Annotated in this window: 13 protein-coding genes; 10 read left to right on the top strand and 3 right to left on the bottom strand. The window is 71.8% G+C overall.

Translation table 11 applies throughout. From position 1 onward, the window contains the following. Positions 1 to 2: 2 nt before the first annotated feature. From murD to ABD793_RS29525, 6 genes are all read left to right on the top strand, one after another. Positions 3 to 1,427 carry a UDP-N-acetylmuramoyl-L-alanine--D-glutamate ligase gene (gene murD, locus ABD793_RS29550; protein ID WP_344865868.1) on the top strand — a complete coding sequence of 475 codons (1,425 nt, stop codon included), beginning with the start codon at positions 3 to 5 and terminating at the stop codon, positions 1,425 to 1,427. Further along, entirely contained in the window at positions 1,414 to 2,904 is a 1,491-nt protein-coding gene (ftsW, locus tag ABD793_RS29545) for a putative lipid II flippase FtsW (protein ID WP_344865867.1), read from the top strand. The genes murD and ftsW overlap by 14 nt, the downstream gene beginning before the upstream one ends. After that, positions 2,901 to 4,022: an undecaprenyldiphospho-muramoylpentapeptide beta-N-acetylglucosaminyltransferase gene (murG, locus tag ABD793_RS29540; protein WP_344865865.1), complete on the top strand. Its 1,122-nt coding sequence runs from the start codon at positions 2,901 to 2,903 to the stop codon at positions 4,020 to 4,022. Before ftsW ends, murG begins: the two co-directional genes overlap by 4 nt. 124 nt (positions 4,023 to 4,146) lie before the next feature. After that, positions 4,147 to 5,577 (top strand): UDP-N-acetylmuramate--L-alanine ligase, encoded by a 1,431-nt coding sequence (murC, locus tag ABD793_RS29535; protein WP_344866172.1) that lies wholly within the window; start codon positions 4,147 to 4,149, stop codon positions 5,575 to 5,577. Next, a complete protein-coding gene (locus ABD793_RS29530; protein ID WP_344865863.1) occupies positions 5,574 to 6,440 on the top strand; it encodes a cell division protein FtsQ/DivIB in 867 nt (288 codons plus the stop codon). Before murC ends, ABD793_RS29530 begins: the two co-directional genes overlap by 4 nt. A gap of 93 nt (positions 6,441 to 6,533) precedes the next feature. Then, a complete protein-coding gene (locus tag ABD793_RS29525) occupies positions 6,534 to 7,367 on the top strand; it encodes an NAD(P)H-binding protein (protein WP_344865861.1) in 834 nt (277 codons plus the stop codon). Positions 7,368 to 7,786: 419 nt separating this feature from the next. Here ABD793_RS29525 and ABD793_RS29520 read toward each other — a convergent pair whose 3' ends face one another. From ABD793_RS29520 to ABD793_RS29510, 3 genes are all read right to left on the bottom strand, one after another. Further along, positions 7,787 to 8,221, bottom strand: coding sequence for an OsmC family peroxiredoxin (locus ABD793_RS29520; RefSeq protein WP_344865859.1), 435 nt, complete (start codon positions 8,219 to 8,221; stop codon positions 7,787 to 7,789). 104 nt (positions 8,222 to 8,325) lie between these two features. After that, a complete protein-coding gene (locus ABD793_RS29515; RefSeq protein ID WP_344866170.1) occupies positions 8,326 to 9,111 on the bottom strand; it encodes a DUF1295 domain-containing protein in 786 nt (261 codons plus the stop codon). Then, positions 9,111 to 10,376 (bottom strand): class I SAM-dependent methyltransferase, encoded by a 1,266-nt coding sequence (locus ABD793_RS29510; protein ID WP_344865857.1) that lies wholly within the window; start codon positions 10,374 to 10,376, stop codon positions 9,111 to 9,113. The genes ABD793_RS29515 and ABD793_RS29510 overlap by 1 nt, the downstream gene beginning before the upstream one ends. Before the next feature lie 100 nt (positions 10,377 to 10,476). Between ABD793_RS29510 and ABD793_RS29505 the strand changes: the two genes are divergently transcribed. From ABD793_RS29505 to ABD793_RS29490, 4 genes are read left to right on the top strand one after another with little or no spacing between them, the layout of a single operon-like run. Then, positions 10,477 to 11,742: an NAD(P)/FAD-dependent oxidoreductase gene (locus ABD793_RS29505; RefSeq protein WP_344865855.1), complete on the top strand. Its 1,266-nt coding sequence runs from the start codon at positions 10,477 to 10,479 to the stop codon at positions 11,740 to 11,742. Further along, the gene (locus ABD793_RS29500; RefSeq protein ID WP_344866168.1) at positions 11,736 to 12,470 is read left to right on the top strand and encodes a DUF1365 domain-containing protein; all 735 of its coding nucleotides are present in this window, start codon (positions 11,736 to 11,738) and stop codon (positions 12,468 to 12,470) included. The genes ABD793_RS29505 and ABD793_RS29500 overlap by 7 nt, the downstream gene beginning before the upstream one ends. Beyond that, the gene (gene sigK, locus ABD793_RS29495) at positions 12,463 to 13,068 is read left to right on the top strand and encodes an ECF RNA polymerase sigma factor SigK (protein ID WP_344865853.1); all 606 of its coding nucleotides are present in this window, start codon (positions 12,463 to 12,465) and stop codon (positions 13,066 to 13,068) included. Before ABD793_RS29500 ends, sigK begins: the two co-directional genes overlap by 8 nt. Next, positions 13,065 to 13,829, top strand: a complete 765-nt coding sequence (locus ABD793_RS29490) for an anti-sigma factor (protein ID WP_344865851.1) — start codon at positions 13,065 to 13,067, stop codon at positions 13,827 to 13,829. Before sigK ends, ABD793_RS29490 begins: the two co-directional genes overlap by 4 nt. Positions 13,830 to 13,905: the final 76 nt, after the last annotated feature.

Raw genomic sequence — 13,905 nt, 5'->3', positions numbered from 1 at the left:
CCATGGACCGGACCGATCTCACCGACCTCACCGACCGGAAGGTGCTCGTCGCGGGCGCCGGTGTCACCGGCGCGTCCGTGGTGCCGGTGCTGCGCGAACTGGGTGCGCAGATCACGGTCACCGACGGGAACGCCGGGCGGCTGGCCGAACTGGCCGGCCTCGGCGCGGAACTGGTACCCGGACTGACCGAGCCGCCGCCGGGCAGCACGCTCGTCGTGACCAGTCCCGGCTGGCGGCCGGACGCCCCGCTGCTGACCGCGGCGGCGGCTGCGGGGATCGAGGTGATCGGGGACGTCGAGCTGGCCTGGCGGGTCGGCAGGCTGCTCGATCACCCGCCGTCCTGGCTGGTGATCACCGGCACGAACGGCAAGACCACCACCGTCGGCATGCTCGAATCGATCCTGCGCGCGGCCGGCGCGGACGCGGTGGCCTGCGGGAACGTCGGCTATCCGGTGCTGGACGCGGTGCGCGGCGGGCACGCGGTGCTGGCCGTGGAGCTGTCCAGCTTCCAGCTGCACTGGTCGGCCACTCTCGCCCCGGATGCGTCGGTGGTGCTCAACCTGGCCGAGGACCACCTCGACTGGCACGGTTCGCTGGCGGAGTACGCGGCCGCGAAGGGCCGGGTGCACCACCGGTCCCGCACGGTCGTGCACAACGCCGACGACGAGTGGTCCACCCGGATTGCCGCCGAGCACGGGCCCGCCGGCGCCCGCCGGATCGGCTTCCGGCTGGACACCCCGCTGGCCGGGGAACTGGGACTGGTCGAAGACCTGCTGGTGGACCGCGCCTTCGTGGCCGATCCGGCGACCAGCGCGGAGGAACTGGCCGAGGTCGCCGACGTGCGCCCGGCCGGGCCGCACAACGTCGCCAACGCACTCGCCGCGGCCGCTCTCGCACGGGCGCACGGGGTGGCCCCGGCCGCGGTGCGGGAAGGGCTGCGGGCCTACCGCCCGGCACCGCACCGGGCCGAGGAGATCGCCGAGATCGGCGGCGTGCGCTACGTGAACGACTCGAAGGCCACCAACCCGCACGCCGCGGTGGGTTCGCTGCTCGCGCACGAGAGCGTGGTGTGGATCGCGGGCGGGCAGCTCAAGGGCGCCTCGGTGGACGCGCTGGTGGCCGCGGCCGCCGGCCGGCTGCGCGGCGCGGTGCTGCTGGGTGTCGATTCACCCGTGATCGAGGCCGCTCTCGCGCGACACGCGCCGGATGTACCGGTGAACCGCCTGCTCCCGGGTGACGATGAGCCCATGACTGCGGCGGTGAATGCAGCCAGCGCGCTGGCTCGTCCGGGTGACGTGGTGCTGCTCGCGCCCGCCGCCGCTTCGCTGGACATGTTCCCGAACTACGGTGCGCGCGGTGACGCGTTCGCCGCGGCGGTGCGGAATCTGGCCGGCGGCGCGGTGGGGGCGGCGCATGGCGGTCGTTGACGACAAGAAGCGCGGTGCCCGCCCGGCGCGGCGGCGCCGGACGCGCACGGAGAGCCCGTTCGTCACACTGCGCACTGCGCTGACCGCCTGGCTCTCGCGGCCGCTTGCGTCGTTCCACCTGGTGCTCGCGCTCACCGGGGTGCTCACCCTGATCGGCATCGTGATGGTGCTTTCGGCGTCCTCGGTGGCCTCCTACGACCCGAAGACCGGCAGCAGCGTGTACTCGCTGTTCTTCCGGCACCTGATGTTCATCGCGCTGGGTGCGATCGTGTTCTGGGCCGGGCTGCGGGTGCGGCTGGAGACCGTCCGCCGGATCTCGGCCACCATGGTGGTGGCCTCCCTCGGCCTGCTGCTGCTGGTGCTCACGCCGCTGGGGACCACGGTGAACGGTTCGCAGGGCTGGTTCAAACTCGGGATGTTCACCTTCCAGCCGGTGGAGGCGGCGAAGGTGGCGCTGGCCTTCTGGGGCGCGCACATCCTGGTGATCAAGTACAACGTGATCCACCAGTGGCGGCATCTGCTGGTGCCGGTGGTGCCGGTCGCGCTGGTGATGTTCGCGCTCGTGATGCTGCAGCCGGACCTCGGCGGCACGATCACGCTCGCCGTGGTGCTGCTCGCGCTGCTGTGGTTCTCCGGCGCGCCGAAGCGGCTGTTCGGCGTGCTGCTGGCAGGTGGACTGGCCGGGGTGCTGGTGCTCGCGATCATCGCGCCGTACCGGCTGGCCAGGGTGATGTCCTTCCTGTCCCCGGACGCGGACACCAGCGCCGAGGGGTTCCAGGCGAACCAGGCGAAGCTGGCGCTGGCCGACGGCGGGCTGTTCGGCAAGGGACTCGGCCAGGGCGCGTCCAACTGGGGCTACCTGCCGAACGTGCAGAACGACTTCATCTTCGCGTTGATCGGGGAGGAGCTGGGCTTCGTCGGCTGCGCGGTGGTGCTGGCGCTGTTCGCCGGCGTGGCCGTGGTCGGCCTGCGGATCGCCACCCGCAACATCGATCCGTGGATCCGGATCGTGGCGGGCACGCTGACCCTGTTCCTGGTCGCACAGGCCACGATCAACATCGGCTACGTGGTGGGACTGCTGCCGGTCACCGGGGTGACCCTGCCGCTGATCTCCTACGGCGGCACCTCGCTGGTGATCACCATGCTCGTGATGGGCGTGCTCGCCAATGCCGCGCGGCACGAACCGGAGGCGGTGGCCGCACTGCGTTCGCACGGCCCGGGTAAATTCGGACGCCTGCTGCGGCTGCCCGCCCCCGATCCGTACCGTCCGCCCGCCACCCGCAAGGGATCGGCGCGCGGCAGCGGAAGCGGGACGAAGGCGGCCCGGCCGGCGCCGCGGGCGGCCCGGCCCGCACCGGTGCAGGACCGCCGGTCGGTCCGGCAGCCGGCGCGGCGCGGCGGCGCGCGCACCAGCGCGACGCGCACGACAGCGAACCGCGGTGCCCGGGGCACCGCGAACCGGAGAGGTCATTGGTGAGCAAGCCCGTCAAGGGAGCCGAGCGGTCGCCGTCCGCCACCGCGCCGGTGGTGGTGGTCGCAGGCGGCGGCACCGCCGGACACATCGAGCCCGCTCTCGCTCTCGCCGACGCCGTGAAACGGCTGCGCCCGGACGCGGAGGTGGTGGCGCTGGGCACGGAACGCGGCCTGGAGAACAAGCTGGTGCCCGCGCGCGGCTACCGGCTGGAGCTGATCCCGCCGGTGCCGTTGCCGCGCAAGCCCACACCGGAACTGGTCCGGCTGCCGCTCAAGGTGCGCGACGCGGTGCGCCGCACCCGCGAGGTGCTGGAACGGGTGCACGCGGACGTGGTGGTCGGCTTCGGCGGCTACGTCTCGTTGCCGGCGTACCTGGCCGCCCGCGGTCGCGTGCCGATCGTGGTGCACGAGGCGAACAAGTCGGCGGGCCTTGCCAACAAGGTCGGCGCGAGGTTCGCGGCACGGGTGGCGGTCGCGGTGCCGGGCACCCCGCTGCCGAAGGCCGAGGTGGTCGGCATCCCGCTGCGCCGGTCCATCACCGCGCTGGACCGGGCGGCGCTGCGGGCCGAGGCGCGCGAGCACTTCGGCCTCGACCCCGATGCGCCGACCCTGCTGGTGTTCGGCGGTTCGCAGGGCGCGAAATCGGTCAACACGGCGGTGTCCGGCGCGGCGAAGGAACTGGCCGCGGCAGGCGTCGGCGTGCTGCACGCACACGGCCCGAAGAACACCCTGGTGGTACAGGAATTCCCCGGCCCGGCGTACGTGCCGGTGCCCTATCTGGAGCGGATGGACCTGGCCTACGCCGCGGCGGACGCGGTGGTGTGCCGCTCCGGTGCGATGACCGCGGCGGAGATCTCCGCGGTCGGGCTGCCCGCGGTGTTCGTCCCGCTGCCGCACGGAAACGGCGAGCAGGCGGTGAACGCCCAGCCCGCGGTCGACGCAGGCGCGGCGCTGGTGGTCGCCGATGCGGAGCTGACCCCGGCGAAGGTGGCCGAACTGGTGATCCCGCTGGTCACCGATGCCGGCCGGATCGCGAAGATGAGCTCGGCCGCGATCGGGCTCGGCCACCGCGAGGCCGACGAGACCCTCGCCCGGATCGTGCTGGAGGCCGCCCGTGCCTGAGTCGACACAGCCCGAGCCCGCGCAGCCCGACTCGACACAGCCCGAGCTCGCGCAGCCCGGTTCGGTGTCCGGCGCGACGCGGCCGGATGCCACGGCCCCGGAACCGGCGCCGCCGGGTTCGGCGCTGACCGATGCACCGTTGCCCGAGCAGCTGCGTCGCGCGCACCTGATCGGGATCGGCGGGGCCGGGATGTCCGGCATCGCCCGGATCCTGCTCGCCAGGGGGGCGGCGGTGTCCGGTTCGGACGCCAAGGAATCCCGTGCCCTGCTGTCGTTGCGTGCGCAGGGGGCCACGCTGTTCGTCGGGCAGCGCGGGGAGAACCTCGCCGCGCTGCCGGAGCCGCCGTCGGCCGTGGTGGTGTCCACGGCGATCAAGGAGACCAACCCCGAACTGGCCGAGGCCCGCGCGCGCGGCATCCCGGTGCTGCACCGCGCGCAGGCCCTCGCCGGGCTGATGACCGGGCACCGGGTCGCCTGCATCGCGGGTACGCACGGCAAGACCTCGACCACGTCGATGCTCACCGTCGCGCTGCAGCACTGCCGGCTGGACCCGTCGTTCGCGATCGGCGGCGACCTCAACGAGTCCGGCGCCAACGCGCACCACGGCGGGGGCGGGATCTTCGTGGCGGAGGCCGACGAGAGCGACGGTTCGTTCCTCAGCTACACACCGTCGGTGGCCGTGGTGACCAATGTGGAGCCCGATCACCTCGACCACCACGGCACGGCCGAGGCGTATGTGAAGGTGTTCAGCGATTTCGCCGGCAGGCTCGAACCGGGCGGGCTGCTGATCGTCTGCGCGGACGACCCCGGCGCGAACCTGCTCGGCGACGAGGCCGCCGCCGCGGGCGTGCGGGTGCGCCGCTACGGCAGGCAGGCCACCGGTGAAGGCGACGTCCGGGTGCTGGGGTACACGCCCTCGCCGGACGGCGGCGTGGTGCGGATTGCGCTGGACAGCACGGAATCGGCGAGCACGGAACACGACGTGCGGGTTGCGGTGCCGGGGGAGCACATGGCGCTCAACGCGATCGCCGCGCTGCTCGCCGGGGTCGAACTGGGTGCGCCGGCGGACCGGCTGGCCGAGGGGCTGGCCGCGTTCGGCGGGGTGCGCCGCCGGTTCGAGTTCAAGGGCCGGGCGGGCGACGTGCGGGTCTACGACGACTACGCCCACCACCCGACCGAGGTGGCCGCGCAGCTGCGTGCCGTGCGCACCGCGGCCGGCACCGGACGGGTCCTCGTGGTGTTCCAGCCGCACCTGTACTCGCGCACGAAGACCTTCGCGGCCGAGTTCGCCGAGGCGCTGTCACTGGCCGACGAGGTTGTGGTGCTCGACGTCTTCGGTGCGCGCGAGGAGCCGGTGCCCGGGGTCACCGGTGCGCTGATCGCCGACCGCGTGCCGGTGCCGGTGCACTACCAGCCGGCTTTCGATCTGGCCACCGGGCTGGTCGCGGACCTGGTGCGGCCGGGTGATCTGGTGGTGACCATGGGCGCGGGCGACGTGACGCAGCTGGGCCCGGAGATCCTGGCCGAACTGGACCGGCGGACCGTGGGCGCATGACCGGAACCAGGCAGCGCCGTCGCCCCTCCTCGTCCGAACGGGACGAGGAGGAACGCGCTGCTCTGGTGCGGGAACGGCGGGGCCGGCGTTCCGAGGAGGACCGCCGCCGGACCCGGGCCCGCTCGCCGCGGCAAGGGCGGTCCGCCGCGAAGCGGTCCGGCTCCGCCCGGACCCGGCCCACTCGCGGCAAGGAGATCCGCCGCCGCTGGGTGGCGCTGCTGATCGTGGTGACCGTGCTGGCACTGGCGTACCTGCTGTTCTTCAGTTCGGTGCTCGCGGTGAAGACGGTGACCGTGCAGGGTGCGAAGGCGGTGCCGGCGGAGCAGATCCGGGTGGCCGCCGGGGTTCCCACCGGGGAGCCGATGCTGCGGGTGGACGCGGACGCGATCCGTGACCGGGTGGCGGAGATGTCCGGGATCGCCACGGTCGAGGTGTCCCGGTCGTGGCCGACCACGCTGGAGATCGCGGTGACCGAACGGGCCGCGATCGCGTTTTTCGACAGCGGCCCGGGTGGCGACGGGGTGCACCTCGTCGACGGCGGGGGCGTGGTGTTCAAGACGGTGAAGTCCCGTCCGGCGGGCCTGCCGGAGCTGAAGCTGCCGAAGGTGTCCGCCGACGATCCGGTGACCCGCGCGGTCACCGCGGTGCTCCGGGTACTGCCGGAGGCGATGCTCAAACAGGTCGCCACGGCGACCGCGAAGACACCCGCGAGCGTCGAGTTCACGCTGTCCACCGGCAAGACCGTGCGCTGGGGCAACGCGGAGAACACCGACCGCAAGGCGAAGGTGCTCGCTGCGCTGCTCACCCAGCCGGGCAAGGTCTACGACGTCTCCGCGCCCGAACTGCCCACCATCACCTCCTGACCCATCACCTCCTGACCCGGTTGGTCCGGTGGCGATCCGTCTCCGGCTGCCGTACGCTCAATTTATCCGTACGGCATACGAGAAGGTGGGGGTATGGCGGTTCTGGTGACCGGGGCGACCGGCAATGTGGGGCGGCTCGTCGTGGACGAGCTGGTGGCGCGGGGTGTGCCGGTGCGCGCACTGACGGTGGATCCGGAGCGGGCGGCGTTGCCGTCCGGGGTGGAAGTGGTGGTCGGCTCGATCGCCCGGCCTTCGACGGTGCCGGCTGCGCTCGACGGCGTCGAGTCGGTGTATCTCGCGCCGTACGCACGGACTGCGTCGCGGTTCTGTGAGCTCGCGCGCGAAGCGGGGGTACAGCGCGTCGTCGCGTTGTCCGGCAGCAGTGTCGGAGAGGAACATCCGGGCTCGAGCGGGCACGACTTCGCTGCCGTCGAGCGTGCGGTGGACGCAGCCGGATTGGCCCGTACCTTCTTGCGTCCCGGTGCGTTCATGATCAACTCGCTCGGCTGGGCGGGATCGGTGCGGGAGCACGGTGCGGTGCATTCGGCGTACGGCGAAGCGGCGCAGACCCCGATCGACCTTGGCGACATCGCGGCGGTCGCGGCGCACGTGTTGACCACCGAGGGGCATCAGGGCCGCACGTATGTCCTCAGTGGACCGGAGGCGATCTCGATGCGGCAGATGGCCGCGGCGATCGGTGCCGCACTGGGCAAGGACCTGCCGTTCGTGGAACTGACGCCGGAGCAGCAGCAGGCGGAGTGGGTGGCGCAGGGCATGCCGGAGCAGGTCGCCGGCTGGCTGGTCGAGACCTATGCACAGGCCGTGCCCCGCCCGCAGGTGCCGACCGGAGTGGTCGAGGACCTGCTGGGCCGTCCGGGGACCAGCTACCGCGAATGGGCGAAGACACACGCCGCGGCGTTCCGCTGAGCGGCCCCGCAACCCGGCAGGGCGAGCCGAACGGCCGCGGGATCCCTTGCCGGGACTGGCGGGCGGCATGGGTCGAATGGCCGCGGGTGCGCGGGTTGCTTGCCGGGGCCGGCGGCTCGGGTTGAACGGCCCGGAGTGCGGGGCCACTTCCGCGCTCTGCAGAGCGAGCCGAATGGCGGCCGGGTCCGGCAGCAGGACTTGAACGGTCCCGAGCGCGCGGGCCGCCTTCCGGGTCTGGCGGCATGGGTCGAATGGTCCCGAGTGCGCGGTTGTTTTCCGGGTCTGGCGGCTCGGGTTTGAACGGTCCCGAGTGCGCGGTTGTTTTCCGGGTCTGGCGGCCGGATCCGGACCGCGTCGAGGTGCTGGGGTCGCCCGGCGACCGCGGAGGGCTCGGTGCGGAGTCCTCCGCGGTGGCGGGGTCAGGCGAGTGCGGCGTCGAGGGTGATCGTGGTGCCGGACAGGGCCTTGGACACCGGGCAGGTCTTCTCGGCGGTTTCGGCGAGTTCGGCGAACTGCTCGGCGCTCACGCCGTCGAGCTTGGCGCGCAGGGTGATCGCGATGCCGCTGATCTGGAAACCGCCGCCGTCGGCCGGGCCGAGGGTGACCTCGGCGGACACGTCGATGTACTCCGCCTCGAGCTGCTGTGCCTCCAGTGTTCCGGACAGGTTCATCGCGAGGCACGACGAATGTGCGGCGGCGATCAGCTCCTCCGGGCTGGTCTGCCCGTCCGGGGCACCGGCCCGGGTCGGGAACGAGACCTCAAACGTGCCGGAGTTCGACGAGTCGAGCGTGACCGCGCCCTTGCCCTTCTGCAGTCCGCCGGTCCAGTGGGTGGTCGCGTCGCGGCTCGGCATGGCATGCCTCCTGTGCTCGGGTGTTGGTGTACTAAACATAGCGCACAATTACATTGTGCACAAGTTACCTGTCGCAACGGTGGCACGCCGCGGTGGCGGGCGGTTTACCGGGCAGCGGTCCGCTTCGGCGGCAGTGGTACGAAACCGCTGGTACGAGCCACGTAGTCGGCGTAGCGGGGCCGGGAGCGGCGGAGGCTCGCCTCCATCATCGGCTTGCCGGTGCCGCGCACGAGCAGGAACGTCATCGCGAGCGGGGACAGCACGGTTGCCGCACCCGGCCACCAGGCACAGGCCAGCAGGAACAGCCCCCACCAGACGCAGGCGTCGCCGAAGTAGTTCGGATGCCGGGTGTAGCGCCACAGCCCGGTGTCCAGCAGCCCGCCCCGGTTGGCCGGATCGGCGCGGAACCGGCGGAGCTGCTCGTCACCCACCGTCTCGAAGACGAACCCGATCAGCCAGAGCGCGATGCCGAGCCACGCGGTGACGCCGAAACCGTTGCCGTACATGGCGAACTGCACCGGCAGCGAAACGAACCACAGGATCACCGCCTGCACGAGGTACACCCGCACGAACAGCCGGGCTGCCGGACGCGGGCCCGCCCGTTCGACCATCTTCCGGTACCGCGGGTCCTCGGGTTTGCCGTGGTTGCGCAGGTGCAAGTGGACACTCAGCCGGACACCCCAGAGCACGGTGAGCACGGCGACGACCAGCCGCATCGGCACCGGTGCGGTGCCGAACGGCAATGCCACCACGGCGATCAGGGCGAAACCGAGACCCCAGAACGAATCGATGGTGTCGTAACGCCCGCGCAGGCGGGCGATGCCGAACGTCGCGACGACCGCGGCCAGCGTCACCCCGGCGGTCAGCCCGGTCAGCGGGCCGAGCCCGATCACATCCACTCCCTGGTCGCCGGCATGCCGCTGCCGCCGTCCACGGAGGGACGCACGGCGAGGATCTGGTCCACGCCCATCCGGTTCTCCTCGAACGCCAGCGCGCCACCCACCAGGTACAGCCGCCACACCCGTGCGCCGGTCTCGCCGATCAGTGCCACCGCTTCGTCCCAGTGCCGCTCCAGTGTGTCCGCCCATGCCCGCACGGTGGGCACGTAGTGCTCGCGCAGCGCGTGCACGTCACGAATCTCGAAACCGGCTGTTTCCACATGTGCCAGGGTGCGGCTCAGCGGGCGCATCGTCATGTCGGGGGCGATGTAGCGCTCGATGAACGCACCACCGCCCGGCGCGACCGCGCCGCGGGACATCTGCTGCAGCAGCAGCCGTCCGGTCGGCTTGAGCATGCCGAACAGGGTGCCCGCGTAGGTCGGGTAGTTCTCCTCGCCGACGTGCTCACCCATCTCGATCGAGGCGACCGCGTCGAACCGTTCGCCCGTCAGCTCCCGGTAGTCCTGCCTGCGCACTGTCACGCGGTCGCCCAGGTCGTGCTGCGCCAGCCGGGTCCTGATGTGCTGGACCTGTTCGGCGGAGATGGTCACGCCGACCGCCTGCACGCCGTGGTGCTTGGCCGCGTGCACCAGCAGCGAGCCCCAGCCACAGCCGACATCGAGCAGCCGCATCCCCGGCCGCAGGCCGAGCTTGGTGCAGATCATCTCCAGCTTGTCGTGCTGGGCCTGGGGGAGTCCGGCGGAATCCGCGGTCCAGTAGCCCGACGAGTACGCCATCGTTTCGTCCAGCAGCAGCTGGTAGAAGGAATTCGACAGGTCGTAGTGGTGCGAGATGGCCGACTTGTCCCGGCGCAGGCTGTGCAGGGCACCGCCCAGCCGGGCTTCCTCGACCGGCGGTTTCGGCGGCGGCCCGAGCACGCCCATCCGGACCGCGAGGCCGGCCGCCTCGGCCCGGTCGCGCGCGGACAGCCGGACGCCGCGCAGTTCGCCGGAGCGGGTCAGCGCCCAGATCCGCCGGAATCCTTCGGTCAGATCGCCTTCCACGTCGAGGTCTCCGGACACGTACGCGCGGGCCAGTCCGAGCTCGCCGGGCGAGTAGAGCAGCCACCGCAGCGCGCGGCGGTTCTTCAGGACCACCGCGGGCCCGGCGGGACCGGCCCGGTCGCCGTCCCAGGTGCGGACGGCGACCGGGAGCGGGGTGCCGAGCAGGCGTTCGACGAAGGCAGCGAGGCGGGTGGCGGTGGTGGTGTTCGGCATACCCGGTGATTCGGCGTGCACCGGCCCGCGGATGGGTATCCGGGCCCGATTGACTTCATCCGGGACCAATCCACCCCGGCCGAGGCGCCGAATCCCTGTCGTGCACCACACCACGGGACTACGTATCGCTGTCATCGGCAGCGGGGTCGCCGGCCTCACTGCCGCGTACCTGCTGCAGCGCCGCCACGAGGTACTGCTGTTCGAGGCCGACGACCGGCTCGGCGGGCACGCCCACACGCACGACGTGCCGAGTGCGCACGGCGGGACGGTCGGGGTCGACTCCGGCTTCATCGTCCACAACGAACGCACTTACCCCACGTTGACCCGCCTGTTCGGTGAACTCGGCGTACAGACCCGCGACACCGAGATGTCGATGAGCATCCGCTGTGACGGCTGCGGTCTGCAGTACGCCGGGGCGCGAGGCCTGCGTGGCCTGTTCGCGCAACCGCGAAACGTCACCTCACCGCGCTACCTGCGCATGCTGGCCGAGGTCAAGCGTTTCCACCGGCATGCGGCGCGGTTGCTGGCACACCCCGAAGCCGGCGACGTCCCACTCGGCGCCTTCCTCGCCATCGGCGGCTTCTCGCGCTACTTCACCGACCACTTCGTACTGCCGCTGGTGTCCACAGTGTGGTCTGCCGACCGCACTGACACGATGAAATACCCCGCGCGGTACCTCTTCGAGTTCCTGCACAACCACGGCATGCTGAGTGTCACGGGTTCGCCGACGTGGCGCACCGTGGCAGGCGGCTCGCGCGAATACGTGGAGCGGGCGGCGAAGCAGCTCACCGCGGTGCATCTGTCCACTCCGGTCCGCTCGGTACTGCGGACTGCGCGTGGCGTCGAAGTGCGGGACGACGCGGACACCCCGCACCGCGTCGACGGTGTCGTGGTCGCGACGCATGCCGATCAGGCACTGCGCCTGCTGGCCGAACCGACTCGCGCGGAACAGGACCTTCTCGGCGCCTTCCGTTACTCCCGCAACGAAGCCTTGCTGCACACCGACGCCACCGTGCTGCCAACGGTGCCTGCTGCCCGGTCCGGCTGGAACTACCGGACCGCCACCTGCGGCGCGGACGCCGGCGCCGTGCAGGTGAGCTACGACCTGAACCACTTGATGAGCCTCGACGAAGCCACCCGCTACGTCGTCACGCTCAACCCGCGTTCCGCGCCGACCGAGGTGCTCGCGCGGATGTCTTACGAGCATCCGATCTACACCCCGGAATCCGTTGCGGCACAACGCCGTCTCCCGGACCTCAACGATGGCGTCGTCGCGTACGCCGGTGCGTACCAAGGATGGGGATTTCACGAGGACGGCTGCACCTCCGGGGTACGTGCGGCGGCCGGTTTCGGGGTGGACTGGTGACCGCAGTGCTCTACGACGCCACCGTGGCGCACGTGCGCCGGGTCGATCCGCCGTACTCGTTCGCGCATCGGATGTACGTGTGGCTGACCGATCTGGACGACCCGCCGCGGCTGCCGTGGTGGGTCCGGCCGTTCGCAGGCTTCGACGGACGGGACCACTTCGCACCCGACGAGCTGGGGGACATCCGCAGCAAACTGGACCGCTGGCTGGCCGCCCGCGGGGTGAACCTGCACGGCGGACGGGTCGTCATGCTCGCGTCCGCGCGCTCACTCGGGTATGTCTTCAACCCGATCACCGTCTACTGGTGCCACACCCCGGACGGCGCGCTCGCCTGCGTCGTCGTCGAGGTGCACAACACCTACCGTGGCAGGCACGCCTACCTCGTGCGGCCGGACGGGCAGGCCCAAGCCCGGGTGGACAAGGAGTTCTACGTGTCGCCGTTCCAGGACATGGCAGGTCAGTACCGGATGTACCTGCCGCGCCCGGATTCGCTGCTGGCGCTCACCGTCGAGCTCCACCGCGACGAGGACACGCCGCTGGTGGCTACGCTGCGGGGGATCCGCCGACCGGCCAGGCCCCGCGTGCTCGCGCGGTACCTGCTCGGCAGTCCGCTGCAGCCGCAGCGGGTGGCCGCGCTGATCCGCCGCCACGGGATCGCACTGTGGCGGCGCAAGGCCCCGATCGCCGCCCGGACCGCGCACGCAACGGCAGGAGCCCTTCATGGATGAGAGCGCCCGGCCCCGCCCGATGGCAGCGGTGCCGTCCGGCGAACAGTCCCCGCCCACCGCCGAGGAGCTGATGGCACTCGTCGTGAAGGGCGACGAACGTGCTTTCGAGCAGCTGTACGACCGGCTCGCCGGCCCGGTGTACGGGCTGGTCCGCCGGATCGTGCGGGACACCGCGCAGTCCGAAGAGGTCACCCAGGAGGTGCTCGTGGAGCTGTGGAAGACGGCCCCTCGCTACTCCGCGGCCAAGGGCAGCGCGCTGAACTGGGCGATGACACTGGCGCACCGGCGTGCGGTCGACCGCGTCCGTTCCGCACGGGCGAGCACCGAACGGGAGCACAAGGCGACCTTCGAAGCCGCTCGCGGGCGGCCGTTCGACGAGGTGGCGGAGTCCGTCGCGACCCGGCTGGAACGCTCGCAGGTGCGGCGCTGCCTGCGCGCGCTCACCGAACTGCAACGGGAGTCGGTTCTGCTGGCCTACTACCAGGGCTACACGTATCGACAGGTGGCCGACGTGCTGTCGACACCGCAGGGGACCATCAAGACGAGGTTGCGCGACGGGCTCATCCGGCTGCGTGACTGCCTGGGGGTGATCGGGTGAGCACGCCGGACATGCACACGTTGACCGGTGCGTACGCACTCGACGCACTGTCCGACGTCGAGCGCGCCCAGTTCCGCCGGCACCTGGACCAGTGCGAGGCCTGCGCGCTGGAGGTGCGGGAGCTGCGCGAGACCGCGGTCCGGCTCGGTGCCGCGATGGACGAGGAACCGCCTGCCGAGCTGAAACAGCGGGTGCTCGCCGAGATGCGCACCACCCGTCAGCTGCCGCCGCGGACCCGGCCCGAGCCGGGGGAGCGGGTGCGCGGCCCGCGCCGCCGTCCGATACTCGCCGCGGCCGCGGCGGCCGTGGTGGGTCTCGCCGGCGCCGGGGTGTTCGGCGGGATCGCGCTGCACACCCAGAACCGGCTGGACACCGCGCAATCGCAGCTGGACCAGGCTCGTGACCGCTACCGTCCGGTGTCGGAGCTGCTGGCCGCACCGGATGTGCGGACCGAGCACGTGACCTCGCCCGGCGGGGGCGGCGGCACGGTGCTCGCGTCGCGGCTGCTCGACCGGATGATGTTCCAGGAGGCGGAGCTGCCCGCCGCGCCGTCCGGCCGGGTCTACCAGGCCTGGCTGATGGGCCCGCACCTCGAGCCGCGTCCGGCCGGCCTGCTGCCCGGCGGCCCGTCCGGGAACCTCGTGGTGGCCGACGGGCTCTCCGGTGCCGAGCAGTTCGCGATCAGCGTCGAACCGACGGGCGGATCGCCCACCGGCGCACCGACCGGAAACGTCGTGCTGGCAACAAATCTGCCCGCGTGATCGGCCCCGGCACCCCGCAGCCGGCAGGGGGCGCCGGGACCGCGCCGTCTTGCGCCGGGGTTCGCGTTGTGGCAAA

Source organism: Amycolatopsis ultiminotia (assembly GCF_039536925.1).
Lineage (GTDB): Bacteria > Actinomycetota > Actinomycetes > Mycobacteriales > Pseudonocardiaceae > Amycolatopsis > Amycolatopsis ultiminotia.
This window is presented reverse-complemented; position numbering and strand designations above follow the sequence as displayed.